This window comes from Vogesella oryzagri (assembly GCF_040148885.1).
Taxonomy (GTDB): domain Bacteria; phylum Pseudomonadota; class Gammaproteobacteria; order Burkholderiales; family Chromobacteriaceae; genus Vogesella; species Vogesella oryzagri.
On the sequence record NZ_JBEFLD010000005.1, the window covers coordinates 50,804 to 76,610 of the forward strand.

Sequence of the window (25,807 nt, forward strand, 5' to 3'; positions counted from 1 at the left end):
TTTACCCTTTATTTGTGAAAGCGACGGCGTACGATCATATTGTCGGTACGCTTGTTGCGACGGGTACGGAAGCCCTTAGTCGGGGTACCCCACGGGCTAACAGGCACGCGACCTTCACCAGTGCGACCTTCACCACCACCGTGCGGGTGATCCACCGGGTTCATCGCCGTACCGCGAACGGTCGGACGAATACCACGCCAGCGGTTGGCACCGGCTTTACCGATCTTGCGCAGGCTATGTTCTTCGTTGCCAACTTCGCCAACAGTGGCGCGGCAGTCAACGTGCACCTTGCGGATCTCGCCAGAGCGCAGACGCAGCTGGGCGTAAACGCCTTCGCGGGCCAGCAGCATGGCGGAGGAACCAGCAGAGCGTGCCAGCTGAGCACCCTTACCCGGCTGCAGTTCGATGCAGTGGATAGTGGTACCAACCGGAATATTGCGGATCGGCAGGGCGTTACCGGCCTTGATCGGGGCTTCTGCACCAGACATCAACTCAGCGCCAGCCTTCACACCGCGCGGAGCGATGATGTAGCGACGCTCACCGTCGGCATAGCACAGCAGAGCAATGTGAGCGGTACGGTTCGGATCGTATTCGATGCGTTCAACAGTCGCCGGGATAGCATCCTTGTTGCGACGGAAGTCAACGATACGATAGTGTTTCTTGTGACCACCACCTTTATGACGGGTAGTGATGTGACCGTTGTTGTTACGGCCAGCAGTAGAGTTTTTCTTCTCTACCAGCGCTGCATATGGCGCACCTTTGTGCAGATCCGGGCTTACAACCTTCACTACAGCGCGGCGGCCAGCAGATGTGGGCTTAACTTTTACGAGAGCCATGCTCTATCTCCTTACTCCGCAGCGGCCGGGGTGGCAGTCAGGTCAATCTCTTGACCCGGAACCAGACTTACATAAGCCTTTTTCCAGTCCTTACGGCGGCCAACGAAACGGCCAAAGCGCTTGGTTTTGCCTTTAACGTTGAGAGTGGAAACACCTTCAACCTTAACGTTGAACAGCAGTTCAACAGCAGCCTTGATTTCCGGCTTGGTCGCATCGGTAGCAACACGGAAAGCAACTTGCTGGTTCTTTTCAGCCAGCAGCGTGCTTTTCTCGGATACGATCGGCGCCAGAATTACTTGCAGCAAACGTTCCTGGTTCATACCCATTGCTCCTCGAGTTGCTTCACGGCATCACGGGTGATAACCACTTTATTGAAGCGAACCAGGCTGAACGGATCAGCTTGTTGAGCTTCAATGACCAGCACGTTCGGCAGGTTACGGGAAGAGAGATAGAGGTTTTCGTCGAGCTCTTTGGTAATGATCAGAGCACGATCCAGACCCAGCGACTTAACCTTGGCCGCAAACTCTTTGGTCTTCGGCGAGGCAACAGTCAGTTCATCAACCACGATCAGACGCTCGTCGCGCACCAGCTGCGACAAGATCGAAGCCATACCGGCACGGTATTGCTTGCGGTTAACTTTCTGGGTGAAGTTTTCATCCGGCTTGTTCGGGAAGGTGCGACCACCACCACGCCACAGCGGGGAAGAAGTCATACCAGCACGGGCGCGGCCAGTACCTTTCTGACGGAAAGGCTTCTTGGTGGAATGCTTAACTTCAGCACGAGTCAGCTGTGCACGGTTAGCGCTACGAGCATTGGCCAGGAATGCGGTAACAACCTGGTGAACCAGCGCTTCGTTGTAGTCACGTGCAAACAGTGCCTCGGAAGCCTGCAGGGCTTCAACCTGCTGCCCTTGAGCATTGATTACTTTCAATTCCATTATGCACCTGCCTTCACGCTAGGACGCACTACCACGTCACCGTTCTTGGCACCCGGCACTGCGCCTTTTACCAGAATCAGTTGACGCTCCGCATCGATACGAACCACTTCCAAGCACTGAACAGTGCTCTTCACATTGCCGTATTGACCAGCCATGCGCTTACCCGGGAAAACGCGACCCGGATCTTGCGCCATACCAATCGAACCCGGCGAATTGTGGGAAACGGAGTTACCGTGCGATGCGCGGTTAGACGAGAAGTTGTGGCGCTTGATGGCACCAGAGAAACCTTTACCCTTGGAGGTACCGGTTACATCTACCAGCTGGCCAACTTGGAAAACTTCAACCGACAGCTTGTCACCCACGTTCAGGGTTGCCAGTTGCTCGGCAGTCAGAGCGAACTCGCGCATAGTGCGAGCAGCTTCGATACCAGCTTTGGCAAAATGACCAGCTTCAGCCTTGTTTACGCGATTGGCTTTGCGGGAACCAGCTGCAACCTGAACGGCTACGTAGCCATCAGTGTCAGCAGTTTTAATTTGCGATACGCGGTTAGCGGACATATCCAGCACAGTTACCGGAACGGTAGCACCGTCTTCGGTAAAAATGCGGGTCATGCCGACTTTGCGACCGACCAGACCTAAAGTCATGTTTATTTCCTTTACAGGCGCCGATTACGATTGACCGGCTTGCTCAAAAGAAAAGCGGACTCATCAAAATGATGAGTCCGCGACTGTATCACAGAAAAATCAATGCTTGCAAGCACTTAGCCGACAAACATCGATCTACTGCAATTATTGCAGCTTGATTTCCACATCCACGCCAGCCGGCAGATCCAGCTTCATCAGCGCGTCAACGGTCTTGTCGGTAGGATCGACAATGTCCATCAGGCGCAGGTGAGTGCGGATTTCCAGCTGGTCACGCGAAGTTTTGTTCACGTGCGGGGAACGCAGCACGTTGAAACGCTCGATTTTAGTCGGCAGCGGAACCGGGCCTTTAACAACGGCGCCGGTACGCTTGGCGGTTTCAACGATTTCCTGAGCAGAGCGGTCGATCAGGTTGTAATCGAACGCCTTCAGGCGGATGCGGATTTTCTGGCTAGACATTAGATTCTCCGATCCTTAAGCGATGATCTTGGCAACAACACCTGCACCAACGGTGCGGCCGCCTTCACGGATCGCGAAACGCAGACCATCTTCCATAGCGATCGGAGCGATCAGTTCTACGGTGATTTCCACGTTGTCACCCGGCATAACCATTTCCACACCTTCGGCCAGCGTAATCGCGCCGGTCACGTCGGTAGTGCGGAAGTAGAACTGCGGACGGTAGTTAGCGAAGAACGGGGTGTGACGACCACCTTCATCCTTGCTCAGTACGTATACGGAAGCCTGGAACTTGGTGTGCGGGGTAATGGAACCCGGCTTGGACAGCACCTGACCACGCTCAACGTCTTCACGCTTGGTACCACGCAGCAGCACGCCAACGTTGTCGCCAGCCTGACCTTGGTCCAGCAGCTTGCGGAACATTTCCACGCCAGTGCAGGTGGTCTTCACGGTCGGCTTCAGACCAACGATTTCCAGTTCTTCACCAACTTTAACGATACCGCGCTCTACACGACCGGTAACCACAGTACCGCGACCGGAGATGGAGAATACGTCTTCGATCGGCAGCAGGAACGGCTTGTCGATGGCACGTTCCGGAGTCGGAATGTAGGAATCCAGCGCGTCAGCCAGGCGGAAGATCGCCGGCTCACCGTATTCGGATTGGTCGCCTTCCAGCGCCAGACGAGCGGAACCGGTAACGATCGGGGTGTCGTCGCCCGGGAAGTCGTAGGACGACAGCAGGTCGCGCACTTCCATTTCCACCAGTTCCAGCAGCTCAGCGTCGTCCACCAGGTCGGCCTTGTTCAGGAACACGATGATGTACGGAACGCCAACCTGACGGGACAGCAGGATGTGTTCGCGGGTTTGCGGCATCGGACCGTCAGCGGCCGAGCACACCAGAATCGCGCCGTCCATCTGGGCAGCACCGGTAATCATGTTCTTCACGTAGTCAGCGTGACCCGGGCAGTCAACGTGAGCGTAGTGACGTGCTTCGGTTTCGTATTCTACGTGCGCGGTATTAATGGTAATACCACGAGCCTTCTCTTCCGGCGCGCTGTCGATCTGGGAGTAGTCTTTGGCTTCGCCACCGAACTTCTTGGACAGAATGGTGGTGATAGCTGCGGTCAGAGTGGTTTTACCATGGTCAACGTGACCGATGGTGCCGACGTTTACGTGCGGTTTGGTCCGCGCGAACTTTTCTTTTGCCATTTTGCAAAATTCCTTAATTAAAGAACAAACAGTTTGAAGGTTGGCCGATGCGGCCAACCTTCATTGCGCCAATTACTTGCGGGAAGCCATCACGGCGTCAGCAACATGCTTCGGAGCTTCAGAGTAGTGCTTGAACTCCATGGAGTAGGTAGCACGGCCCTGGGTTGCGGAGCGCAGGTCGGTGGAGTAACCGAACATCTCGGCCAGCGGAACTTCGGCCTTGATCTTCTTGCCACCCAGACCATCATCGTCCATACCCTGAACGATACCGCGACGACGGTTCAGGTCACCCATCACGTCACCCATGTACTCTTCCGGAGTCTCTACTTCCACGGCCATCATCGGCTCGAGGATGCAAGGACCAGCACGACGCATGGCTTCTTTGAAGGCGATGGAACCGGCCAATTCAAAGGCGATCTGCGACGAGTCGACATCATGGTAGGAACCGAAGGTCAGACGTACGGTTACGTCAACCACCGGGAAGCCGGCCAAGATACCGCTGGACAGGGTGTTTTGAATACCCTTGTCAACCGAAGGGATGAATTCGCGAGGAATTGTACCGCCCTTGATTTCATCGATGAACTTGTAGCCCTGGCCTTCACCGGACGGCTCCAGAGTGATCTGGGCATGACCGTACTGACCCTTACCACCAGACTGTTTGACATGCTTACCGTCAACTTCAGTCACTGTCTTGGTGATGGTTTCACGGTAGGCAACCTGAGGCGCACCAACGTTGGCCTCAACACCGAATTCACGCTTCATGCGGTCAACCAGAATTTCCAGGTGCAGTTCACCCATACCGGAAATAATGGTCTGGCCGGATTCTTCGTCGGTACGCACGCGGAACGACGGGTCTTCCTTGGCCAAGCGGTTCAGGGCAACGCCCATCTTCTCTTGGTCAGCCTTGGTTTTTGGCTCAACGGCAACGTGAATCACCGGCTCCGGGAACTCCATGCGCTCCAGGATCAGCGGCGCGTCAACAGCACACAGGGTTTCACCGGTAGTTACTTCCTTCAGGCCGATACCAGCGGCGATGTCGCCGGCACGAACTTCGGTGATTTCCTTGCGGTCGTTAGCGTGCATCTGCACGATACGGCCCATACGCTCTTTCTTGCCCTTAACCGAGTTCAGCACGGTGTCACCGGAGTTAACCACGCCGGAGTAGACACGGAAGAACGTCAGCTGACCAACATACGGGTCGTTCATTAGCTTGAATGCCAGAGCGGAGAACGGTGCGCTGTCGGAAGCTTCACGAGTGGTAGGGGTACCATCGTCCAGTTCACCCGGAACCGGCGGCACGTCCAGCGGGCTAGGCAGCAGTTCAACAACCGCATCCAGCATGCGCTGAACGCCCTTGTTCTTGAACGCGGAACCGCACAGCATCGGCTGGATTTCGCAACGCAGGGTACGCTGACGCAGACCGTGAACGATTTCTTCTTCGCTCAGGGTTTCGCCTTCCAGGTACTTGTTCATGGTGTCTTCGTCGACTTCCGCCGCCGCTTCAACCATCTTCTCGCGCCACTCTTCGGCAACCGCTACCAAGTCAGCCGGAATGTCGCCGTATTCGAACTTCATACCCTGGGAGGCTTCGTCCCAGATGATGGCTTTCATCTTCAGCAGATCAACCACACCGGTAAAGCCTTCTTCGGCACCGATAGGCACCACGATAGGCACCGGATTGCCACGCAGACGGGTCTTAACCTGCTCTACGGCACGGAAGAAGTTGGCACCCTGACGGTCCATCTTGTTCACGAAGGCAATACGCGGCACTTTGTACTTGTTGGCCTGGCGCCATACAGTCTCGGACTGTGGCTGTACACCACCCACGGCGCAGTACACCATCACAGCACCGTCCAGAACACGCATGGAACGCTCTACCTCAATGGTAAAGTCCACGTGGCCCGGGGTATCAATGATGTTGAAGTGATGCTCGGGGAACTGGAGAGCCATGCCCTTCCAGTAGGTGGTGGTCGCAGCGGAGGTAATGGTGATACCACGCTCCTGCTCCTGCTCCATCCAGTCCATGGTGGCGGCGCCATCATGCACTTCACCGATTTTGTGGTTCACACCGGTGTAGAACAGAATACGTTCAGTAGTCGTGGTCTTACCAGCATCAATGTGAGCCGAAATACCGATATTACGGTAGCGCTCAATTGGGGTCTTTCTAGCCATGGCCAGAATCCTTTCGCAGGATTGAGATTAGAAGCGGAAGTGGGAGAAGGCCTTGTTGGCTTCTGCCATACGATGCACTTCGTCACGCTTCTTCATCGCACCGCCACGGCCTTCGGCCGCGTCGATCAGCTCACCTGCCAGACGCAGGTCCATGGATTTCTCACCACGCTTACGCGCAGCGTCACGCAGCCAACGCATTGCCAGAGCCAGTCGACGGGACGGGCGTACTTCAACAGGAACTTGATAGTTGGCACCACCTACACGGCGGCTTTTCACTTCAACGACCGGCTTGGCATTGGAGATGGCAGTGTTGAACACTTCAATGGCGTTCTTGCCAGTTTTCTTCTCGATTTGCTCGAGGGCGCCGTAAATGATGCGCTCAGCAACAGACTTCTTGCCGTCGATCATTACAACGTTCATGAACTTGGTCAGATCCTGGCTACCGAACTTCGGATCCGGCAGGATATCGCGCTTGGGGACTTCTCTGCGTCTTGGCATTTCAATTCCTTCAAATATTCAGTTGAGCTCATGCTCGCGACCACCCAGCAAGGCAGTCACTTACTCAACGGCATAAAGCCGCTGTCGTACTAAGTAAAAATTACTTAGGACGCTTGGCACCGTACTTGGAACGAGCCTGCTTACGATCTTTCACGCCAGCAGTATCCAGGGAGCCGCGAACGGTGTGGTAACGCACACCTGGCAAGTCTTTTACACGACCGCCACGAATCAGCACTACCGAGTGTTCCTGCAGGTTGTGGCCTTCACCACCGATGTAGGAAATCACTTCGAAACCGTTGGTCAGGCGAACCTTGCACACTTTACGCAGTGCGGAGTTCGGCTTCTTCGGTGTAGTGGTGTAAACACGGGTGCACACGCCGCGCTTCTGCGGGCAGGCTTCCAGTGCAGGCACCTTGCTCTTCGTGGTAACCGCAGTGCGGCCCTTGCGAACGAGTTGGTTAATGGTTGGCATTACTATCAGTTCCTAGTTGATACTCTTGGCGGCACCATACCACCAAGAGAGTCCGCGATTATATTTTGGTCAATAGCAAGCGTCAATGAAAAAACGCTGCCCTAGCAACGTTAACCGTTGATAGGACAGCGTTTTTTACAGTGGACGCTTACAGTGCTGCGTCGCCTGCTTCTACCGGTGCTTCCAGGCTGCCAAACTCCAGCCCGGTCTCGCCACCGCCAAGACGGCGGCGGTTGCGGTGGTAAGCCAGACCGGTACCTGCCGGGATCAGACGGCCAACGATCACGTTCTCTTTCAGACCGCGCAGATCGTCTTTCTTGCCCATGATCGCCGCTTCGGTCAGCACGCGGGTGGTTTCCTGGAAGGACGCCGCGGAGATGAACGAATCGGTGGACAGCGAAGCCTTGGTAATACCCAGCAGCACGTTCTCGTACTGTGCCGGCAGCTTATCGTCTTCGGCCATGCGATCGTTGGTTTCCAGCACTTCAGCGCGCTCAACCTGCTCGCCCTGGATGAAGTCGGTATCACCGGAATCGATAATGATCACGCGACGCAGCATCTGGCGAACAATCACCTCGATGTGCTTGTCGTTAATCTTCACGCCCTGCAGTCGGTAAACTTCCTGCACTTCCTGGCAGATGTAGCGCGCCAGTGCCTCAATACCCTGCAAGCGCAGAATATCGTGCGGATCGACCGCACCGTCGACGATCAGTTCGCCGCGGTTCACCACCTGGCCATCGTGCACTAGTACGTGCTTGTCTTTCGGGATCAGGCTTTCGTAGCCGTTGCCGTCCAGATCGGTAATGATCAGCCGTTGCTTGCCCTTAGTGTCCTTACCGAACGATACGGTACCGGTCACCTCGGCCAGCATGCCGGCGTCTTTCGGCGAGCGGGCTTCGAACAGCTCGGCCACGCGCGGCAGACCACCGGTAATGTCGCGGGTCTTGGACGATTCCTGCGGAATACGTGCCAGCACTTCACCCTTGCCCACTTCCTGGCCGTCACGCACGGTAATGATGGCGCCAACCTGGAAGGTGATCGATACCGACGCATCGGAACCGGCCAGCTTCACTTCGTTGCCGCTGTCATCCAGCAGTTTCACCAGCGGACGTAGCATCTTCGACTGAGCCGATGCGCGACGCTTGTTGTCGATAACCACCAGCGTGGACAGACCGGTTACTTCGTCGGTCTGCTTGGCGACGGTTGCGCCTTCTTCCACGTTTTCGAACTTCACGCGGCCAGCGTACTCGGTAATGATCGGACGGGTATGCGGGTCCCACGTCGCCAGCACCGCACCGGCCTTGATGGACAGACCGTCAGTCACCATCAGGGTGGCACCGTACGGCACCTTGTGACGCTCGCGCTCGCGACCGGCATCGTCATGAATCACCACTTCACCGGAGCGGCTGATCACGATCAGCTCACCCTTGGTATTGGCCACATAACGCATCTGGCTGGAGAAGCGTACGGTACCGTTGGACTTACCTTCAACTTGGCTGGCAGCTGCATTTCGCGATGCCGCACCACCGATGTGGAAGGTACGCATGGTCAACTGGGTACCCGGCTCACCAATCGACTGCGCGGCAATCACACCGACCGCTTCGCCGGCATTCACGCGCTTGCCGCGGGCCAGATCGCGACCGTAACACTGCGCGCACAGACCGTAACGGGTTTCGCAAGTGATCGCGGTACGAACCTTGACTTCATCGATACCGAGGGTGTCGATCTGGTCAACCAGGCTCTCGTCGAGCAGGGTGCCGGCTTCGATCACAGTTTCGCTGGTGGACGGATCCACCACGTCGGTGGCGGTTACACGGCCGAGGATACGGTCGCGCAACGGCTCGATCACGTCACCACCCTGCACTACCGCCTTCATGGCGAAGCCATTGCTGGTACCGCAGTTGTCTTCGATCACCACCAGATCCTGCGTCACGTCAACCAGACGACGGGTCAGGTAACCGGAGTTTGCAGTTTTCAGTGCCGTATCCGCCAGACCCTTACGTGCACCGTGGGTGGAGATAAAGTACTGCAGAACGGTCAGGCCTTCGCGGAAGTTGGCCGTAATCGGCGTTTCGATAATGGAGCCATCCGGCTTGGCCATCAGGCCACGCATACCGGCCAGCTGCTTGATCTGCGCAGCTGAGCCACGAGCACCGGAGTCAGCCATCATGTAAATCGAGTTAAACGATTCCTGATCGACTTCGTTGCCGTCGCGGTCGATGACTTTCTGCTTGGACAGCTCGTCCATCATCGCCTTGGCAATCTTGTCACCGGTACGGCCCCAGATGTCCACTACCTTGTTGTAGCGTTCACCCTGGGTCACCAGACCCTGGCGGTACTGCTCTTCGATCTCTTTCACTTCCTTCTGAGCATCGCCCAGCAGGTCGAATTTCTTCGCCGGAATCTGCATGTCGTCCACGCAGATGGAGATACCACCGCGGGTCGAGTAGGCAAAACCGGTGTACATCAGCTGGTCGGCGAAGATCACCGTGTCACGGATGCCGCAACGACGGAAGGAAGCGTTGATCAGCTTCGAAATTTCTTTCTTCTTCAGCGCCTTGTTGATGTGCTCGAACGGCAGACCACGCGGCATGATTTCCGACAGGATGGCGCGGCCAACAGTGGTGTTGTAGCGCTTCAGCACCTGCACCAGCTCGCCCTGCTCGTCGCGGACCCATTCCTTCAGGCGCACGGTGATGCGGGTAGCCAGCTCAACCTGACGCGTTTCGTAGGCGCGGTGCACTTCGGCGGTGTCGGCAAAGAACATGCCTTCACCCTTGCCGTTGATCTTGTCGCGGGTCATGTAGTACAGACCCAGCACGATATCCTGCGACGGTACGATGATCGGCTCGCCGTTGGCTGGCGACAGCACGTTGTTGGTGGCCAGCATCAGGGTGCGGGCTTCCATCTGAGCTTCCAGCGACAGCGGCACGTGAACGGCCATCTGGTCACCGTCGAAGTCGGCGTTGAATGCCGCGCAGACCAGCGGATGCAGCTGGATGGCCTTGCCTTCGATCAGCAGCGGCTCGAACGCCTGGATACCCAGACGGTGCAGCGTCGGTGCACGGTTCAGCAGTACCGGATGCTCGCGGATCACGTCTTCCAGGATGTCCCAGACTTCCGGCACTTCCTGTTCAACCAGTTTCTTGGCCGCCTTGATGGTGGAGGCCAGGCCCAGCACTTCCAGCTTATGGAAGATGAACGGCTTGAACAGCTCCAGTGCCATTTTCTTCGGCAGACCGCACTGATGCAGACGCAGGGTCGGGCCTACGGTAATCACGGAACGACCGGAGTAGTCCACGCGCTTACCCAGCAAGTTCTGACGGAAACGACCGCCCTTGCCCTTGATCATGTCGGCCAGTGACTTCAGCGGACGCTTGTTGGCGCCAGTCATGGCCTTGCCGCGACGACCGTTGTCCAGCAGCGAGTCAACCGATTCCTGCAGCATGCGCTTTTCGTTGCGCACGATGATGTCCGGTGCACGCAGCTCCAGCAGGCGCTTCAGGCGATTGTTACGGTTGATGACGCGGCGGTACAGATCGTTCAGGTCGGAAGTGGCGAAACGGCCACCATCCAGCGGCACCAGCGGACGCAGTTCCGGCGGCAGCACCGGCAGCACTTCCATGATCATCCATTCCGGCTTCATGCCGGAACGCTGGAACGCCTCCAGCACCTTCAGGCGCTTGGCGATCTTCTTGATCTTGGTGTCGGAGCTGGTGGCTTCCAGTTCGCGACGCAGGGTCTCGATCTCACCGGCCAGATCCAGCTTCTTCAGCAGTTCACGCACGGCTTCGGCACCCATCAGGGCTTCGAATTCTTCGCCATGCTGATCCAGCTTGTCGAGGTAGTCTTCTTCGCTCAGCAGTTGGCCGCGCTGCAGGCTGGTCAGCCCCGGCTCGGTCACCACGAAGGCTTCAAAGTACAGTACGCGCTCGATGTCGCGCAGGGTCATGTCCAGCACCATGCCCAGACGGGACGGCAGCGACTTCAGAAACCAGATGTGCGCGGTCGGGCTGGCCAGTTCGATGTGGCCCATGCGCTCGCGGCGCACTTTGGACAGCGTGACTTCCACGCCGCACTTCTCGCAGATCACACCACGATGTTTGAGGCGCTTGTACTTGCCGCACAGACACTCGTAATCCTTCACCGGGCCAAAAATGCGGGCGCAGAACAGGCCGTCGCGTTCCGGTTTGAAGGTACGGTAGTTGATGGTTTCTGGTTTCTTTACTTCACCGAACGACCAGGAACGGATCTTGTCCGGGGAGGCGATGCCGATCTTAATCGCATCAAACTCTTCTTCATGCGTAACTTGCTTAAAGAGATCGAGCAGAGCTTTCATTGCGTCTCCATTCAGGAAGACGCCCGCGGCCAACGTTGGCCGCAGGCAACCTTACCTAATTAATAACGTTCCAGGTCGATATCCAGACCCAGCGAGCGGATTTCCTTCACCAGCACGTTGAAGGACTCCGGCATGCCGGCATCGATCTTGTGTTCGCCCTTGACGATGTTTTCGTAGATCTTGGTACGACCGGTCACATCGTCCGATTTCACCGTCAGCATTTCCTGCAGGGTGTAGGCCGCGCCATACGCTTCCAGCGCCCACACTTCCATCTCACCGAAACGCTGGCCACCGAACTGCGCCTTACCACCCAGCGGCTGCTGGGTAACCAGCGAGTACGGACCGGTGGAACGGGCGTGCATCTTGTCGTCAACCAGGTGATGCAGCTTCAGGTAGTGCATCACGCCCACGGTCACCTTGCGGTCGAAGGCTTCGCCGGAGCGGCCGTCGAACAGGGTCATCTGGGTCTTGCTGGCGTTGAACTCCAGCTGCTCGGTATGCTCGTCGGCATCCGGGTAGGCTAGGTCCAGCATCTGACGGATCTCGGTTTCCTTGGCACCGTCGAACACCGGCGTAGCAAAGGTCATGCCCTTGCGCAGGTTGTCGGCCAGCAACTTGATCTCGGTCTCGGTCATCTCGGCGATCGGCTCTTGCTTGCCGGTCTCGTTATAGATGCTCTGCAGATAGCTGCGAACCTGCTCCACGCCTTGCTGCTGCTTGAGCATGCGGTCGATACGCTCGCCGATACCCTTCGCCGCCCAGCCCAGATGCACTTCCAGAATCTGACCGATGTTCATACGCGACGGTACGCCCAGCGGGTTCAGCACGATGTCTACCGGACGGCCATCCGCCATGTACGGCATGTCTTCCACCGGCAGGATCCGCGATACCACACCCTTGTTGCCGTGGCGACCGGCCATCTTGTCACCAGCCTGCAGACGACGTTTCACGGCGATGTACACCTTGACCATCTTCTGTACGCCGGCCTGCAGTTCGTCGCCCTGGGTCAGCTTGCGTTTCTTGTCTTCGAATTTGAGATCGAATTCTTCACGCTTCTGCGCCAGGCTTTCCTTGATCAGTTCCAGCTGCTTGGCGATATCTTCATCGGCCATGCGGATGTCAAACCACTCATGCTTGGACGGCAGGCTTTCCAGGTACTCGGCGTCGATCAGCGTGCCCTTGGCCAGGCGCTTTGGACCACCGTTGGCCGGCTTGCCCACGATCAGGCGCTCGATACGACTGAAGGCATCGTTGTCGAAGATGCGCAGCTGGTCGTTCAGGTCCAGGCGGTAGCGCTTCAGTTCGGCATCGATGATGGACTGGGCGCGCTTGTCGCGCTCGATACCTTCGCGAGTGAACACCTGCACGTCGATCACGGTACCGGTCATGCCGGTCGGCACGCGCAAGCTAGTGTCCTTCACATCGGACGCTTTCTCACCGAAGATCGCACGCAGCAGTTTTTCTTCCGGCGTCAGCTGGGTTTCGCCCTTCGGCGTTACCTTGCCCACCAGCACGTCGCCGGCATTCACTTCGGCACCGATGTAAACGATACCGGAGTCATCCAGACGACCGGCCATGCGCTCGGACAGGTTCGGGATGTCGCGGGTGATTTCTTCCGGGCCCAGCTTGGTATCACGGGCAACCACCGACAACTCTTCGATGTGGATCGAAGTGTAACGGTCGTCGGCTACTACTTTTTCGGAGATCAGGATCGAGTCTTCGAAGTTGTAGCCGTTCCACGGCATGAAGGCGATGGTCATGTTCTGACCCAGCGCCAGTTCGCCGATATCGGTGGAGGCACCATCCGCTACCACGTCGCCGCGGGCGATCAGGTCGCCGACACGCACGATCGGGCGCTGGTTGATGTTGGTGTTCTGGTTGGAACGGGTGAACTTGGTGAAGTTGTAGATATCCACACCGACTTCACCGGCCATCGCTTCTTCGTCGTTAACGCGAACCACCACACGGTTGGCATCTACGTAGTCCACCACGCCGCCACGGCGGGCGATCACGGTGGTGCCGGAGTCAACCGCCACCGCGCGTTCGATACCGGTACCGACCATCGGTTTTTCCGGACGCAGGCACGGTACGGCCTGACGCTGCATGTTGGCGCCCATCAAGGCACGGTTCGCATCGTCATGTTCCAGGAACGGAATCAGCGAGGCTGCCACGGACACCACCTGGCCGGTGGCCACGTCCATGTACTGCACGCGGTCCGGGGTTGCCAGAATGGTTTCGCCCTTCTCGCGGCAGGTAACCAGTTCGTCGATCAGGGTACCGGCTTCGTCCAGCTCGGCGTTGGCCTGAGCAATCACGTAGCGACCTTCTTCAATCGCGGACAGGTATTCGATCTCGTTGGTCACCTTGCCATCGATTACCTTGCGGTACGGCGTTTCCAGGAAACCGAACTCGTTGGTACGGGCAAATACCGCCAGCGAGTTGATCAGGCCAATGTTCGGGCCTTCCGGTGTTTCGATCGGGCATACACGACCGTAGTGGGTCGGGTGTACGTCGCGCACTTCGAAACCGGCGCGTTCGCGGGTCAGACCGCCCGGGCCCAGGGCCGATACGCGGCGCTTGTGGGTCACTTCGGACAGCGGGTTGGTCTGGTCCATGAACTGCGACAGCTGGCTGGAACCAAAGAATTCTTTGATCGCAGCGGAAACCGGCTTGGCATTGATCAGATCGTGCGGCATCAGGTTCTCGGATTCCGCCTGGTTCAAGCGTTCCTTCACTGCGCGCTCGACACGTACCAGACCAGCGCGGAACTGGTTTTCGGCCAGCTCGCCCACCGAGCGCACGCGACGGTTGCCCAGGTGATCGATGTCGTCCACTTCGCCGCGGCCGTTCCGCAGTTCGCACAGAATGGCGATCACGGACACGATATCTTCGGTGGCCAGCACACCATCGATGGAATCGCGGCGGCCGGCGAACTTCTCGCCGATCAGCGTGCGGAACCAGTCCGGCGACTTGTCATCGAACTTGTACTGGAAGGTACGGGTATTGAACTTCATGCGGCCAACGCGGGACAGGTCGTAGCTGTCCTCGTTGAAGAACAGGCGCTGGAACAGCTGTTCTACTGCGTCCTCAGTCGGCGGCTCGCCCGGGCGCATCATGCGGTAGATCGCCACGCGTGCGGCCAGCTGATCGGCAGTGTCGTCACCACGCAAGGTCTGGGCGATGTAGGCACCATGATCCAAATCGTTGGTGTACAGCACCTCGACTTCGGCCACATCCTGGATGTCCATCTTGGCCAGCAGTTCGTCGGTGACTTCCTCGTTGGCACGGGCGATCACTTCGCCGGTTTCCGGCGCCACCACATTTTTGGCCAGCACCTTGCCCACCAACACGTCGAACGGCACTTCGATGCGGTCCAGGTTGGCCGTGGTGATGTCGCGGATATGCTTGGCAGTAATGCGCTTGTCTTTGGCAACGATCAGCTTGCCGTCCTTGTCCACGATGTCGGACTTGGCCACTTCGCCTTTCAGGCGTTCGGCCACGACTTTCATGAACACGCCTTCACCGGTCAGGAAGAAGGTGTCGGTGTTGTAGAACTCGGACAGGATACGTTCGTTGCTGTAGCCCAGTGCTTTCAGCAGGATGGATACCGGCATCTTGCGACGACGGTCGATACGGAAGAACAGCTGATCCTTGGCATCGAATTCGAAATCCAGCCAAGAGCCGCGGTAAGGAATCACGCGAGCGGAGAACAGCAGTTTACCGGAAGAATGCGTCTTGCCGCGGTCGTGCTCGAAGAACACGCCCGGGGAACGGTGCAGCTGGGAAACGATAACACGCTCGGTACCGTTGATGATGAACGAGCCGTTCGAGGTCATCAGCGGGATTTCGCCCATATACACTTCATTTTCACGCACTTCCTTCACCACCGGCTTGGACGATTCCTTATCCAGGATGGTCAGGCGGATACGTGCACGCAGCGGTGCAGCGAAGGTAATGCCGCGCAGTTGGCATTCCTGCACGTCGAATGGCGGCTCGCCCAATACGTAGTGAACGAAATCCAGACGCGCAAAGCCATTGTGGCTAACGATCGGGAAGATCGACTTGAATGCGGCCTGCAGGCCTGCATCCTTGCGCTGATCAAAGGGCACACCCAGCTGGAGAAACTCGGTGTACGAATCGATCTGGGTCGCCAGCAGGAATGGGACGTCGAGAACAGTGTTACGCTTCGCAAAGCTTTTACGAATACGCTTCTTCTCAGTAAACGAATAACTCATAGAGTCTCCATCGGGGGGGGTGGCGCAAGTAACCAAACGTCAGCAGCCACATTCAAATTGATTGCTGACCTTTAACCACTCGCAAAGCATTACAAGCGCAACAAGGCTGGCGGATTTCTCCGCCAGCCTTACTAATCTTCCCTAAGGAAGATTATTTTACTTCAGCCTTGGCACCGGCTTCGGTCAGCTGCTTGGCAACGTCTTCGGCTTCAGCCTTGGAAACGCCTTCTTTAACAGCTTTCGGAGCGCCGTCTACCAGGTCTTTGGCTTCTTTCAGGCCCAGACCGGTGATAGCACGTACCACTTTAATTACGTTTACTTTGTTGTCGCCGGCAGCGTTCAGGATAACGTCGAACTCGGTCTTCTCTTCAGCGGCTGCAGCGCCACCAGCAGCAGGACCAGCAACAGCAACAGCAGCAGCGGAAACGCCGAACTTCTCTTCGAACGCCTTAACCAGGTCGTTCAGTTCCATAACGGTCAGACCAGCAACTGCGTCGAGGATATCTTCTTTGGTGATAGCCATTTGTATAACTCCTGAATGGGGAATATGTCGAATTGATTAAGCGGCTTCGGTTTGCTGCTTCTCGGCCAGAGCGGCCAGAGCACGAGCAAAACCGGATACCGGAGCCTGCATAACGAACAGCAGCTTGGACAGCAGCTCTTCGCGGCTCGGGATGGAAGCCAGTTCGGTTACTTCGGCAGCGTCCAGCAGCTTGCCGTTGTAGGAACCTGCCTTGATGACAATCTTGTTGTCTTCTTTGGCAAATTGATGCAGCACCTTGGCAGCAGCAACGGCGTCAACGGAAATACCGTATACCAGCGGGCCAACCATCTGATCGGCCAAGCTTTCAAACTGGGTACCGGCAACCGCACGACGCACCAGCGTGTTCTTCAGAACGCGCAGGTAAACACCATTCTCACGTGCCTTGGCACGCAGTTTGGTCATGCTGCTAACCTCGATGCCCCGATATTCAGCGACAACTAGCGTCTGAGCATCTGCCAGTTGAGCAGAAATCTCAGCGACGACCGCCTTTTTATCTTCGATATTGAGACTCAAGGTCCACCTCCTAGACTGAAATGAAGCAGGATATCCTGCCCCTGTTTGCAGCGGCGACCTAATCAGGAGATATACAAACAGATGGTGCTCATGGGCGGAATTGAACCGCCGACCTCTCCCTTACCAAGGGAGTGCTCTACCCCTGAGCTACATGAGCGTATCGTTGATACAGTCTTCTTAAGGGTACACCGTCTGCGTAGGCTACTCGCGAGGAGCATTAAGTCATTGACACCTACGGTCTTTGACAATCTGGCGGACCGAAGTCCGCCAGCCCAAAGCCTTTGGTGCCCATGGGCAGAATTGAACTGCCGACCTCTCCCTTACCAAGGGAGTGCTCTACCCCTGAGCTACATGGGCCCGGGCAACGCCAGGATTACGCCTGAGCGCTTGCCACATCTACGCGTACACCAACACCCATGGTGCTGGATACGGCGATTTTCTTCAGGTACTGGCCTTTGGCAGCAGCCGGCTTGGCTTTTACCAGGGCATCAACCAGTGCCGCAAAGTTTTCACGCAGGGCTTCAACTTCGAAAGAAGCACGGCCGATGGTGGCGTGAATGATACCGGTCTTGTCGGTACGGTACTGCACCTGACCTGCTTTAGCGTTCTTCACCGCTTCAGCAACGTTCGGCGTAACGGTACCAACCTTCGGGTTCGGCATCAGGCCACGCGGGCCCAAGATCTGACCCAGTTGACCAACAACGCGCATCGCATCCGGGGAAGCAATCACTACGTCGAAGTTCAGATTACCAGCCTTAACTTGTTCGGCCAGGTCGTCGAAACCAACAACCTCAGCACCAGCGGCCTTAGCTGCTTCAGCGTTCGCGCCTTGCGCAAACACGGCAACACGAACCGACTTGCCGGTACCACGCGGCAGAACCACGGAACCACGCACAACCTGGTCGGATTTACGCGGATCAACACCCAGGTTCACGGCCACATCGATGGACTCGTTGAACTTGGCAGTTGCAGCGCCTTTTACCAGGGAGATAGCCTCTTCAACCGCATACAGCTTGTTGCGATCTACTTGTGCATTCAGCGCCTGCAGACGTTTGGAAACCTTAGCCATATTACAGACCCTCCACTTCAAGACCCATGGAACGAGCGGAACCAGCGATGGTGCGGACAGCAGCATCCAGGTCGGCAGCGGTCAGGTCCGGAGCTTTAGCCTTGGCAATCTCTTCCAGCTGAGCACGGGTCACTTTGCCGACTTTGTCGACGTGAGCCTTAGCACTACCGGACTTGATGCCAGCGGCCTTTTTCAGCAGGATGGTTGCCGGCGGGGTCTTCATCACAAAAGTGAAGGACTTGTCGGCGTAAGCGGTAATCACCACCGGAATCGGCAGACCCGGCTCAACGCCTTGAGTCTGGGCGTTAAACGCCTTGCAGAATTCCATGATGTTCAGACCGCGCTGACCCAGTGCCGGACCGATCGGCGGCGACGGGTTTGCCTTACCAGCGGGCACTTGCAGCTTGATATAGCCTACAATTTTCTTTGCCACGATAAACTCCTAATAGACGGGTATAACGCGCCGACGGCGCTCCCCAAGCGAAGCCCAAGATTATATCCCCGAGCTTCCAGAAAAACAAGCTTATAGCTTCTCGACTTGTGAAAATTCGAGCTCAACCGGAGTGTCACGACCAAAAATCTGCACCGACACGCGCAGCTTGTTCCGCTCGTAGTTCACCTCATCCACCGTGCCATTAAAGTCAGTGAACGGCCCCTCGTTGACACGCACCTTCTCGCCAACCTCAAACAACACCTTCGGCTTCGGCTTCTCAACACCCTCTTGCATCTGCTGCATGATCGCCTCGACTTCCTTAACGGAAATCGGTGCCGGGCGGTTGGCAGTACCACCGACAAAACCGGTAACTTTCGGCGTACTCTTGACCAGGTGCCAGGTATCGTCAGTCATTTCCATCTCGACCAACACATAACCCGGGAAGAATTTGCGCTCGGAAATAGAACGGCGACCATTCTTGATATCGACCACTTCTTCCACCGGCACCAGCACCTGACCAAACAGATCCTGCATGCCATCGCGCTCGATACGCTCCCGCAGCGCCTTCTGCACACTCTTTTCAAAACCAGAGTACGCGTGCACAACATACCAACGCTTAGCCATAATCAACCCCGACGAAGCAACACGTCATAAAAGAGCCAGGACAACGAGGAGTCAACCAGCCACATGAACAGCGCCAACACGAACACAAAAACAAATACCAGCATCGTCAGCTGGGTAGCCTCCTTGCGCGCTGGCCACACAACCTTGCGAGCCTCCGCCACCGACTCTTGAGCGTAGACAACAAAATCACGCCCCATAGTCGACTGCCACACCACACCCGCAGCGGCCAACAAAGATGCAATAAAAAGCACTACGCGCAGCACGGTTTGATCTGCCGGCAGCAGATAAAAACCAGTCACGCCCGCCACTACCAGCAGGGCAGCAAGGCCAAGTTTGATTTTATCTTGCGATTCCATTCGATATTCTCGTGTTGCAGATACGTGAAAAGACTAACCGGCGAAAACGCCGGTTAGTCTTATTTGGCAGGCCAGGAGGGTCTCGAACCCCCAACCCTCGGTTTTGGAGACCGATACTCTACCAATTGAGCTACTGGCCTAAAACCTTACTTAAGCGATGATCTTGGCAACAACACCTGCACCAACGGTGCGGCCGCCTTCACGGATCGCGAAACGCAGACCATCTTCCATAGCGATCGGAGCGATCAGTTCTACGGTGATTTCCACGTTGTCACCCGGCATAACCATTTCCACACCTTCGGCCAGCGTAATCGCGCCGGTCACGTCGGTAGTGCGGAAGTAGAACTGCGGACGGTAGTTAGCGAAGAACGGGGTGTGACGACCACCTTCATCCTTGCTCAGTACGTATACGGAAGCCTGGAACTTGGTGTGCGGGGTAATGGAACCCGGCTTGGACAGCACCTGACCACGCTCAACGTCTTCACGCTTGGTACCACGCAGCAGCACGCCAACGTTGTCGCCAGCCTGACCTTGGTCCAGCAGCTTGCGGAACATTTCCACGCCAGTGCAGGTGGTCTTCACGGTCGGCTTCAGACCAACGATTTCCAGTTCTTCACCAACTTTAACGATACCGCGCTCTACACGACCGGTAACCACAGTACCGCGACCGGAGATGGAGAATACGTCTTCGATCGGCAGCAGGAACGGCTTGTCGATGGCACGTTCCGGAGTCGGAATGTAGGAATCCAGCGCGTCAGCCAGGCGGAAGATCGCCGGCTCACCGTATTCGGATTGGTCGCCTTCCAGCGCCAGACGAGCGGAACCGGTAACGTTCGGCGTGTCGTCGCCCGGGAAGTCGTAGGACGACAGCAGGTCGCGCACTTCCATTTCCACCAGTTCCAGCAGCTCAGCGTCGTCCACCAGGTCGGCCTTGTTCAGGAACACGATGATGTACGGAACGCCAACCTGACGGGACAGCAGGATGTGTTCGCGGGTTTGCGGCATCGGACCGTCAGCGGCCGAGCACACCAGAATCGCGCCGTCCATCTGGGCAGCACCGGTAATCATGTTCTTCACGTAGTCAGCGTGACCCGGGCAGTCAACGTGAGCGTAGTGACGTGCTTCGGTTTCGTATTCTACGTGCGCGGTATTAATGGTAATACCACGAGCCTTCTCTTCCGGCGCGCTGTCGATCTGGGAGTAGTCTTTGGCTTCGCCACCGAACTTCTTGGACAGAATGGTGGTGATAGCTGCGGTCAGAGTGGTTTTACCATGGTCAACGTGACCGATGGTGCCGACGTTTACGTGCGGTTTGGTCCGCGCGAACTTTTCCTTTGCCATGGCAAAAATTCCCTGAATGCGAGTTAAAGTCTAAGTAATACTTGGTGCCCATGGGCAGAATTGAACTGCCGACCTCTCCCTTACCAAGGGAGTGCTCTACCCCTGAGCTACATGGGCCAACTAAATCTTGGAGCGGGTGAAGGGAATCGAACCCTCGTCGTAAGCTTGGAAGGCTTCTGCTCTACCATTGAGCTACACCCGCCTACGATCCGGACGACCACTTTTTTTGCCGCCAAGACTCATAGCAACTGGTGGGGGGAGAAGGATTCGAACCTTCGAAGGCTGAGCCGTCAGATTTACAGTCTGATCCCTTTGACCGCTCGGGAATCCCCCCGTCGAAGAAGCCCGAATATTATAGACACCCCGACAGGTCGTCAACACCCAAATGGCCTTTTTTTCGCACTTTGTAAGCAAACGGCCCTGTCATCAGCAGGGCCGTGTTGCAAATCAGGCACTTAAGCGACTCAGGCTTTGCCGCTGATACGCAGATATTTCTGGTGCAGCTGATCCTGGGTCTCTTCATGCGTCGGATCCAGCGGAATGCAGTCCACCGGACAGACCTGCTGACACTGCGGCTCATCGTAGTGGCCTACGCACTGAGTGCACAGGTCCGGGTCGATCACATAGATTTCTTCGCCCTGCGAGATCGCATTGTTCGGGCATTCCGGTTCACAGACGTCGCAGTTAATGCACTCGTCAGTAATCATCAAAGCCATAGTAATTTCCTCAAGTATTCCACACAGTGAATTCTGTCACTCGACCCGAGCACAAGCAAGTTCGAGCCGTTATATCCTTATATGCTGCTTTCCCGCGCCAGCAGATAACCATGCACAAGCCCGGCACGAATCGTGCGCAGCACTTCCCAACCGGCAAAATCACGCGCCACTGCCGTTTCCACGTAAAGGCGACCATCTGCGGCCAACCTTGCCGACAGGTCCGGCAGCACCTGGTCCAGCAGTTCACTGGCGTAAGGGGGGTCGACGAAAATCACGTCGAACTGCCCCTGCCCGCTACGCAGATAGGTCGATGCATCCTGATTCAGCACCTGCATCTGCGTTGCCCCCAGGAGCTGGACGTTACGCCGCAAGGTATCCGCCACATTGCGCACTTTCTCTACCAGCACGACTTCCCTGGCGCCACGCGATGCCGCCTCAAAACCCAGCGCACCGCTGCCAGCGAACAAATCCAGACAACGCAGCCCATCGAGCTCCTGGCCCAGCCAGTTGAACAACGTCTCACGCACCCGGTCAGGGGTTGGCCGCAAACCATCGACTGCCGGCACATCCAGCAAGCGGCGGCGATATTGCCCACCGATGATGCGAACCTTGTTGCGCTGCTGCGTCATGTATCCTCCTGAATTTCAAGGGCGGGATTCTACCCTGAGTCGGGTGCTGGCGTCTGTTATTGCATGCATGCGCTGCGCGAGCGACGATTGCCTATATAAGGAATACATTCAGCCGCCGCTCTTCCACCCGGTTTTGACGTTACAATCGCACTTTCTCTAGCCGCCTTTATTCTCAAAGCATGTTTAGCTTCTTCAAGAAAAAGACCGACACCCCCGCTTCGCCCAGCCCCGAGGCGAGCGAAGCGCCCGCCGCCAGCCCGGCCATCAATTCGCCAGCAGATGCCGGCACCGCCACCGTAGCCAAGCCCAGCTGGACCGAGCGCCTGAAGGCGGGGCTCTCCAAGACGCGCGACAAGCTCGGCAAACAACTTGCCGGGCTGTTTGGCGGCGGCAAGATCGACGAGGATCTGTATGAAGAGCTGGAAACCGTGCTACTGACCGCGGACATGGGCGTGGATGCGACCATGCACCTGCTCAAGGATGTACGGGAGCGCGTCACGCTGAAAGGCCTAAGTGACGCCAGCGAGCTCAAGGGCGCACTCAAGGACTCGCTGTCGGCGTTGATCGGCCCGTTGCAGCAGCCGCTGGACGTGTCCACCAAAAAACCGTTCGTGATCATGATGGTCGGCGTCAACGGCGCCGGCAAAACCACGTCCATCGGCAAATTGGCCAAGTACTTCCAGAGCCAGGGCAAGAGCGTGCTGCTGGCCGCCGGCGACACCTTCCGCGCCGCCGCCCGCGAGCAGCTGATGGCGTGGGGCGAGCGCAACAACGTTACCGTCATCGCCCAGCAGAGCGGCGATGCGGCGGCGGTCTGCTATGACGCCATCCAGGCCGCCACCGCCCGTGGCATCGATGTCGTGCTGGCCGATACCGCTGGTCGCCTGCCCACCCAGCTGCACCTGATGGAAGAAATCAAGAAGGTGAAGCGGGTAATCCAGAAAGCCATTCCGGATGGCCCGCACGAAGTAATGCTGGTGCTGGACGCCAATATTGGCCAGAACGCCATCAACCAGGTCATGGCCTTCGATGATGCACTGGGCCTGACCGGCCTTGTGCTCACCAAGCTGGACGGCACCGCCAAGGGCGGCGTGATTGCCGCCATCGCCAAACAGCGCCCGATCCCGCTGCGCTTTATCGGTGTCGGCGAGAGTATCGACGACCTGCGTCCGTTCGAGAGCAGCGACTACATCGACGCATTGTTCGATTAAGCCTGCGGCCAACTCTGTTCTCTTGAGGATGCGACATGATCCAGTTTGATCAGGTGACCAAGCGCTACCCCGGCGGCCATGAGGCGCTGCGCAATCTGTCATTCACCATCGACAGCGGTGAAATGGTGTTTCTCGCCGGTCATTCCGGAGCCGGCAAGAGCACGCTACTGAAGCTGATCTCCGGTATCGAGCGCGCCACCAGCGGCAGCGTACTGGTCAACAACCAGAACCTGAGCCGGCTGCGCGCCAGCCAGCTGCCCTACGTACGCCAGCACATCGGTATCGTGTTCCAGGACCACAAGATCCTGTTTGATCGCAATGTGTTCGACAACGTGATGCTGCCGCTGAACATCATCGGCTTCGACCGCCGCGATGCCGCGCGCCGCGTGCGGGCAGCACTGGACAAGGTTGGCCTCGCCGGCAAGGAAAAGGTCATGCCGGTACGGCTGTCCGGCGGCGAGCAGCAACGCCTGTGCATCGCCCGCGCCGTAGTGCACAGACCCAGCATCCTGCTGGCCGACGAACCATCGGCCAACCTGGATCGCGCCTACGCCCTCGACATCATGGAACTGTTCAAGTCCTTCCACCAGGTGGGCGTCACCGTGCTGATTGCCGCGCATGACGAAACGTTGATGGAAGACTATGGCCGCCGCATCATCCGCCTGCGGGAAGGACAATTCGCCTCATGAAGCACTTCTTCTACCTGCACTGGCAAGATGCCAGACAAGCACTGCGCAAGATGCTGCGCCAGCCGGTGGGCAGCCTGCTGAATCTGCTGATGCTGGCCGTTGCCATGTCGCTGCCGGTAACGCTGTTCCTTACCGCCGGCAGCCTGCAACACTGGGTGGGTAAACTCACCGCCTCGCCACAGATCACCCTCTTCATGGAGCTGTCAGCCGAGCCGGCCGACATGGCGGCAGTGCAGTCCAGCCTGTCATCGCATCCACGTGTCGCCAGCTTCCGCTTCATCGCCCGCGATCAGGCGCTGCGCGACCTGGAGCAGCGCAGCGGCCTGAGCGGCATCAGCGAGGGACTGGAAGGCAACCCGTTGCCAGATGCCTTCATCGTCACCCCCAAGCCGGACGCCACGCCGGAACAGCTGGACATGCTGCAGAAGGAATTATCCGGCCTGCCGATGGTGGAGCAATCCCAGTTCGATGCCGCCTGGGCCCGCCGCCTGCACGGCCTGCTGGACATCGCGGTGAAACTGGCCTGGTTCCTTGGTGCCAGCTTCGGCATTGCCTTGGTGCTGATCACCCACAACACCATTCGCATGCAGATTCTGGCGCGACAGGAAGAAATCGAAGTGGCCAAGCTGATCGGCGCCACCGACAGCTTCATCCGCCGTCCCTTCCTCTACCACGCGTTCTGGCTGGGACTCCTCAGCGCGCTGCTGTGCTGGGGGCTATCCAGCCTGTTCGTGAACCAGGCGGCACCGGCACTGAACGAATTTTCCCGCTTGTACGGTGAAAACATCAGCCTGTCCAGCCTCAGCGCCATCGAGTTGGCCGCACTGGCTGGCGGCAGCATTTTGCTGTGCCTGTTTGGTGCGCGGCTGGCGGCGGACCATCACCTGCGCAAGGTCCGCGCCCACTGACACTATCAGCCGGATAAAAAAATACCATCAAACGGGAACCGGGCCCGATCTGGCACTCTCATAAGCTGAGTGCTAACATCAGTTCAGGTTTTCTTGAGGACAAGCCATTTATGACTGCAATCGCCTTGCCTGTACTCTCCTCCAACGGCAGCCTGGAGCAGTACATCCAGACCGTCAACAGCATCCCGATGCTGACGCCGGAAGAAGAGTTCGAGCTTGCCACCCGCCAGCACCAGCAAGGTGATCTGGAGGCGGCCAAGCGGCTGGTGCTATCGCATCTGCGCGTGGTGGTGTCCATCGCCCGCGGCTATTCCGGCTACGGCCTGCAGCAGGCCGATCTGATCCAGGAAGGCAATATCGGCCTGATGAAGGCGGTGAAGCGCTTCGAGCCCAATCGCGGCGTGCGCCTGTTCTCCTTTGCCGTGCACTGGATCAAGGCCGAGATTCACGAGTTCATCCTGCGCAACTGGCGCCTGGTGCGCATTGCCACCACCAAGCCGCAACGCAAGCTGTTCTTCAACCTGCGCAGCATGCGCCAGAGCCTGTCGGCACTGTCGGAAAATGAAGCACGCGCCATCGCACAAGAGCTAGGCGTCAAGCCGGAAGAAGTGCGCGAAATGGAAACGCGCATGAGCGGCCAGGACATCGCCCTGCTGGCGGATGATGGCGATGACGAGGGCTTTGCCCCCATCGACTGGCTAGCCGATTCGCACGACGAACCGACCCGCGCCCTGGAGCGCCGCTCGCTGGATCTGTTGCAAAGCGAAGGCCTGGAGCAGGCACTCAGCACGCTGGACCCGCGCAGTCGCCGCATCATCGAGGCGCGCTGGCTGGCGGACGACAGCGGTGCCACCCTGCACGAGTTGGCCGCAGAGTTCGGCGTGTCCGCCGAGCGCATCCGCCAGATTGAGGCCAAGGCACTTGGCAAGATGAAGACCGCGCTGAGCAGCGGCCAGGTCATCAACGCTTAAGCCTGCCA

At 57.6% G+C, this 25,807-nt stretch carries 24 protein-coding genes and 6 tRNA genes; 4 read left to right on the forward strand and 26 right to left on the reverse strand.

The window, feature by feature from the left end:
- Window positions 1-8 precede the first annotated feature (8 nt).
- The 26 genes from rplB to rsmD all read right to left on the reverse strand — a co-directional run bounded on the left by rplB (window position 9) and on the right by rsmD (window position 22,020).
- Window positions 9-836 carry a 50S ribosomal protein L2 gene (gene rplB, locus ABNW52_RS10365; RefSeq protein WP_174873608.1) on the reverse strand — a complete coding sequence of 276 codons (828 nt, stop codon included), beginning with the start codon at window positions 834-836 and terminating at the stop codon, window positions 9-11.
- Between the two features lie 11 nt (window positions 837-847).
- Entirely contained in the window at window positions 848-1,156 is a 309-nt protein-coding gene (gene rplW / locus ABNW52_RS10370) for a 50S ribosomal protein L23 (protein WP_349587257.1), read from the reverse strand.
- Complete coding sequence (gene rplD, locus ABNW52_RS10375) at window positions 1,153-1,773, reverse strand: 50S ribosomal protein L4 (protein ID WP_174873606.1); 621 nt, start codon at window positions 1,771-1,773, stop codon at window positions 1,153-1,155. Before rplD ends, rplW begins: the two co-directional genes overlap by 4 nt.
- Window positions 1,773-2,417 carry a 50S ribosomal protein L3 gene (gene rplC, locus ABNW52_RS10380; RefSeq protein ID WP_174873605.1) on the reverse strand — a complete coding sequence of 215 codons (645 nt, stop codon included), beginning with the start codon at window positions 2,415-2,417 and terminating at the stop codon, window positions 1,773-1,775. The genes rplD and rplC overlap by 1 nt, the downstream gene beginning before the upstream one ends.
- A 144-nt stretch (window positions 2,418-2,561) precedes the next feature.
- A complete protein-coding gene (gene rpsJ / locus ABNW52_RS10385) occupies window positions 2,562-2,873 on the reverse strand; it encodes a 30S ribosomal protein S10 (RefSeq protein ID WP_011137734.1) in 312 nt (103 codons plus the stop codon).
- Between the two features lie 15 nt (window positions 2,874-2,888).
- Window positions 2,889-4,079, reverse strand: coding sequence for an elongation factor Tu (tuf, locus tag ABNW52_RS10390; protein WP_349587262.1), 1,191 nt, complete (start codon window positions 4,077-4,079; stop codon window positions 2,889-2,891).
- Between the two features lie 72 nt (window positions 4,080-4,151).
- Window positions 4,152-6,251, reverse strand: coding sequence for an elongation factor G (gene fusA, locus ABNW52_RS10395; RefSeq protein ID WP_349587264.1), 2,100 nt, complete (start codon window positions 6,249-6,251; stop codon window positions 4,152-4,154).
- A 27-nt stretch (window positions 6,252-6,278) separates the two neighbouring features.
- Window positions 6,279-6,749: a 30S ribosomal protein S7 gene (gene rpsG, locus ABNW52_RS10400; RefSeq protein WP_349587267.1), complete on the reverse strand. Its 471-nt coding sequence runs from the start codon at window positions 6,747-6,749 to the stop codon at window positions 6,279-6,281.
- 100 nt (window positions 6,750-6,849) lie between these two features.
- Window positions 6,850-7,221, reverse strand: a complete 372-nt coding sequence (gene rpsL / locus ABNW52_RS10405; RefSeq protein ID WP_174873602.1) for a 30S ribosomal protein S12 — start codon at window positions 7,219-7,221, stop codon at window positions 6,850-6,852.
- A 148-nt stretch (window positions 7,222-7,369) separates the two neighbouring features.
- Complete coding sequence (rpoC, locus tag ABNW52_RS10410) at window positions 7,370-11,560, reverse strand: DNA-directed RNA polymerase subunit beta' (RefSeq protein WP_349587269.1); 4,191 nt, start codon at window positions 11,558-11,560, stop codon at window positions 7,370-7,372.
- Window positions 11,561-11,619: 59 nt separating this feature from the next.
- Window positions 11,620-15,795 (reverse strand): DNA-directed RNA polymerase subunit beta, encoded by a 4,176-nt coding sequence (gene rpoB, locus ABNW52_RS10415; RefSeq protein WP_349587271.1) that lies wholly within the window; start codon window positions 15,793-15,795, stop codon window positions 11,620-11,622.
- A 151-nt stretch (window positions 15,796-15,946) separates the two neighbouring features.
- Window positions 15,947-16,318 carry a 50S ribosomal protein L7/L12 gene (gene rplL / locus ABNW52_RS10420; RefSeq protein WP_349587273.1) on the reverse strand — a complete coding sequence of 124 codons (372 nt, stop codon included), beginning with the start codon at window positions 16,316-16,318 and terminating at the stop codon, window positions 15,947-15,949.
- 36 nt (window positions 16,319-16,354) lie between these two features.
- Window positions 16,355-16,852, reverse strand: a complete 498-nt coding sequence (gene rplJ / locus ABNW52_RS10425; protein WP_349587275.1) for a 50S ribosomal protein L10 — start codon at window positions 16,850-16,852, stop codon at window positions 16,355-16,357.
- Between the two features lie 82 nt (window positions 16,853-16,934).
- Window positions 16,935-17,009, reverse strand: a tRNA-Thr gene (locus tag ABNW52_RS10430).
- Window positions 17,010-17,134: 125 nt separating this feature from the next.
- Window positions 17,135-17,209: transfer RNA gene (locus ABNW52_RS10435), tRNA-Thr, on the reverse strand.
- A 16-nt stretch (window positions 17,210-17,225) separates the two neighbouring features.
- Window positions 17,226-17,921: a 50S ribosomal protein L1 gene (rplA, locus tag ABNW52_RS10440; RefSeq protein ID WP_349587278.1), complete on the reverse strand. Its 696-nt coding sequence runs from the start codon at window positions 17,919-17,921 to the stop codon at window positions 17,226-17,228.
- A gap of 1 nt (window position 17,922) precedes the next feature.
- Complete coding sequence (gene rplK, locus ABNW52_RS10445; protein WP_349587280.1) at window positions 17,923-18,354, reverse strand: 50S ribosomal protein L11; 432 nt, start codon at window positions 18,352-18,354, stop codon at window positions 17,923-17,925.
- A 90-nt stretch (window positions 18,355-18,444) separates the two neighbouring features.
- Window positions 18,445-18,978: a transcription termination/antitermination protein NusG gene (gene nusG / locus ABNW52_RS10450; RefSeq protein WP_349587282.1), complete on the reverse strand. Its 534-nt coding sequence runs from the start codon at window positions 18,976-18,978 to the stop codon at window positions 18,445-18,447.
- A 2-nt stretch (window positions 18,979-18,980) separates the two neighbouring features.
- Window positions 18,981-19,334: a preprotein translocase subunit SecE gene (secE, locus tag ABNW52_RS10455; protein WP_349587284.1), complete on the reverse strand. Its 354-nt coding sequence runs from the start codon at window positions 19,332-19,334 to the stop codon at window positions 18,981-18,983.
- Window positions 19,335-19,398: 64 nt separating this feature from the next.
- A tRNA-Trp gene (locus ABNW52_RS10460) sits at window positions 19,399-19,474 on the reverse strand.
- A gap of 10 nt (window positions 19,475-19,484) precedes the next feature.
- Window positions 19,485-20,675 carry an elongation factor Tu gene (tuf, locus tag ABNW52_RS10465; RefSeq protein WP_349587286.1) on the reverse strand — a complete coding sequence of 397 codons (1,191 nt, stop codon included), beginning with the start codon at window positions 20,673-20,675 and terminating at the stop codon, window positions 19,485-19,487.
- A 42-nt stretch (window positions 20,676-20,717) separates the two neighbouring features.
- Window positions 20,718-20,792 (reverse strand) — tRNA-Thr (locus ABNW52_RS10470).
- 11 nt (window positions 20,793-20,803) lie between these two features.
- Window positions 20,804-20,877: transfer RNA gene (locus tag ABNW52_RS10475), tRNA-Gly, on the reverse strand.
- Window positions 20,878-20,924: 47 nt separating this feature from the next.
- Window positions 20,925-21,009: transfer RNA gene (locus tag ABNW52_RS10480), tRNA-Tyr, on the reverse strand.
- Window positions 21,010-21,139: 130 nt separating this feature from the next.
- Entirely contained in the window at window positions 21,140-21,391 is a 252-nt protein-coding gene (locus ABNW52_RS10485; RefSeq protein ID WP_349587288.1) for a YfhL family 4Fe-4S dicluster ferredoxin, read from the reverse strand.
- Window positions 21,392-21,468: 77 nt separating this feature from the next.
- Window positions 21,469-22,020, reverse strand: coding sequence for a 16S rRNA (guanine(966)-N(2))-methyltransferase RsmD (rsmD, locus tag ABNW52_RS10490; RefSeq protein ID WP_349587291.1), 552 nt, complete (start codon window positions 22,018-22,020; stop codon window positions 21,469-21,471).
- 179 nt (window positions 22,021-22,199) lie between these two features.
- On the opposite strand from rsmD, the gene ftsY reads away from it, so the two are divergent.
- From ftsY to rpoH, 4 genes are all read left to right on the forward strand, one after another.
- A complete protein-coding gene (gene ftsY / locus ABNW52_RS10495; protein WP_349587294.1) occupies window positions 22,200-23,231 on the forward strand; it encodes a signal recognition particle-docking protein FtsY in 1,032 nt (343 codons plus the stop codon).
- A 35-nt stretch (window positions 23,232-23,266) separates the two neighbouring features.
- Complete coding sequence (ftsE, locus tag ABNW52_RS10500) at window positions 23,267-23,920, forward strand: cell division ATP-binding protein FtsE (protein ID WP_349587297.1); 654 nt, start codon at window positions 23,267-23,269, stop codon at window positions 23,918-23,920.
- A complete protein-coding gene (gene ftsX, locus ABNW52_RS10505) occupies window positions 23,917-24,828 on the forward strand; it encodes a permease-like cell division protein FtsX (RefSeq protein ID WP_349587299.1) in 912 nt (303 codons plus the stop codon). The genes ftsE and ftsX overlap by 4 nt, the downstream gene beginning before the upstream one ends.
- A gap of 110 nt (window positions 24,829-24,938) precedes the next feature.
- Window positions 24,939-25,799 carry an RNA polymerase sigma factor RpoH gene (gene rpoH, locus ABNW52_RS10510; RefSeq protein ID WP_349587302.1) on the forward strand — a complete coding sequence of 287 codons (861 nt, stop codon included), beginning with the start codon at window positions 24,939-24,941 and terminating at the stop codon, window positions 25,797-25,799.
- Window positions 25,800-25,807: the final 8 nt, after the last annotated feature.

Bases quoted from the DNA above. Each gene is read 5' to 3' on its own strand.
- rplB (WP_174873608.1), bottom strand. From the start codon at position 836: ATGGCTCTCGTAAAAGTTAAGCCCACATCTGCTGGCCGCCGCGCTGTA.
- rplW (WP_349587257.1), bottom strand. From the start codon at position 1,156: ATGAACCAGGAACGTTTGCTGCAAGTAATTCTGGCGCCGATCGTATCC.
- rplD (WP_174873606.1), bottom strand. From the start codon at position 1,773: ATGGAATTGAAAGTAATCAATGCTCAAGGGCAGCAGGTTGAAGCCCTG.
- rplC (WP_174873605.1), bottom strand. From the start codon at position 2,417: ATGACTTTAGGTCTGGTCGGTCGCAAAGTCGGCATGACCCGCATTTTT.
- rpsJ (WP_011137734.1), bottom strand. From the start codon at position 2,873: ATGTCTAGCCAGAAAATCCGCATCCGCCTGAAGGCGTTCGATTACAAC.
- tuf (WP_349587262.1), bottom strand. From the start codon at position 4,079: ATGGCAAAAGAAAAGTTCGCGCGGACCAAACCGCACGTAAACGTCGGC.
- fusA (WP_349587264.1), bottom strand. From the start codon at position 6,251: ATGGCTAGAAAGACCCCAATTGAGCGCTACCGTAATATCGGTATTTCG.
- rpsG (WP_349587267.1), bottom strand. From the start codon at position 6,749: ATGCCAAGACGCAGAGAAGTCCCCAAGCGCGATATCCTGCCGGATCCG.
- rpsL (WP_174873602.1), bottom strand. From the start codon at position 7,221: ATGCCAACCATTAACCAACTCGTTCGCAAGGGCCGCACTGCGGTTACC.
- rpoC (WP_349587269.1), bottom strand. From the start codon at position 11,560: ATGAAAGCTCTGCTCGATCTCTTTAAGCAAGTTACGCATGAAGAAGAG.
- rpoB (WP_349587271.1), bottom strand. From the start codon at position 15,795: ATGAGTTATTCGTTTACTGAGAAGAAGCGTATTCGTAAAAGCTTTGCG.
- rplL (WP_349587273.1), bottom strand. From the start codon at position 16,318: ATGGCTATCACCAAAGAAGATATCCTCGACGCAGTTGCTGGTCTGACC.
- rplA (WP_349587278.1), bottom strand. From the start codon at position 17,921: ATGGCTAAGGTTTCCAAACGTCTGCAGGCGCTGAATGCACAAGTAGAT.
- nusG (WP_349587282.1), bottom strand. From the start codon at position 18,978: ATGGCTAAGCGTTGGTATGTTGTGCACGCGTACTCTGGTTTTGAAAAG.
- secE (WP_349587284.1), bottom strand. From the start codon at position 19,334: ATGGAATCGCAAGATAAAATCAAACTTGGCCTTGCTGCCCTGCTGGTA.
- tuf (WP_349587286.1), bottom strand. From the start codon at position 20,675: ATGGCAAAGGAAAAGTTCGCGCGGACCAAACCGCACGTAAACGTCGGC.
- ABNW52_RS10485 (WP_349587288.1), bottom strand. From the start codon at position 21,391: ATGGCTTTGATGATTACTGACGAGTGCATTAACTGCGACGTCTGTGAA.
- rsmD (WP_349587291.1), bottom strand. From the start codon at position 22,020: ATGACGCAGCAGCGCAACAAGGTTCGCATCATCGGTGGGCAATATCGC.
- ftsY (WP_349587294.1), top strand. From the start codon at position 22,200: ATGTTTAGCTTCTTCAAGAAAAAGACCGACACCCCCGCTTCGCCCAGC.
- ftsE (WP_349587297.1), top strand. From the start codon at position 23,267: ATGATCCAGTTTGATCAGGTGACCAAGCGCTACCCCGGCGGCCATGAG.
- ftsX (WP_349587299.1), top strand. From the start codon at position 23,917: ATGAAGCACTTCTTCTACCTGCACTGGCAAGATGCCAGACAAGCACTG.
- rpoH (WP_349587302.1), top strand. From the start codon at position 24,939: ATGACTGCAATCGCCTTGCCTGTACTCTCCTCCAACGGCAGCCTGGAG.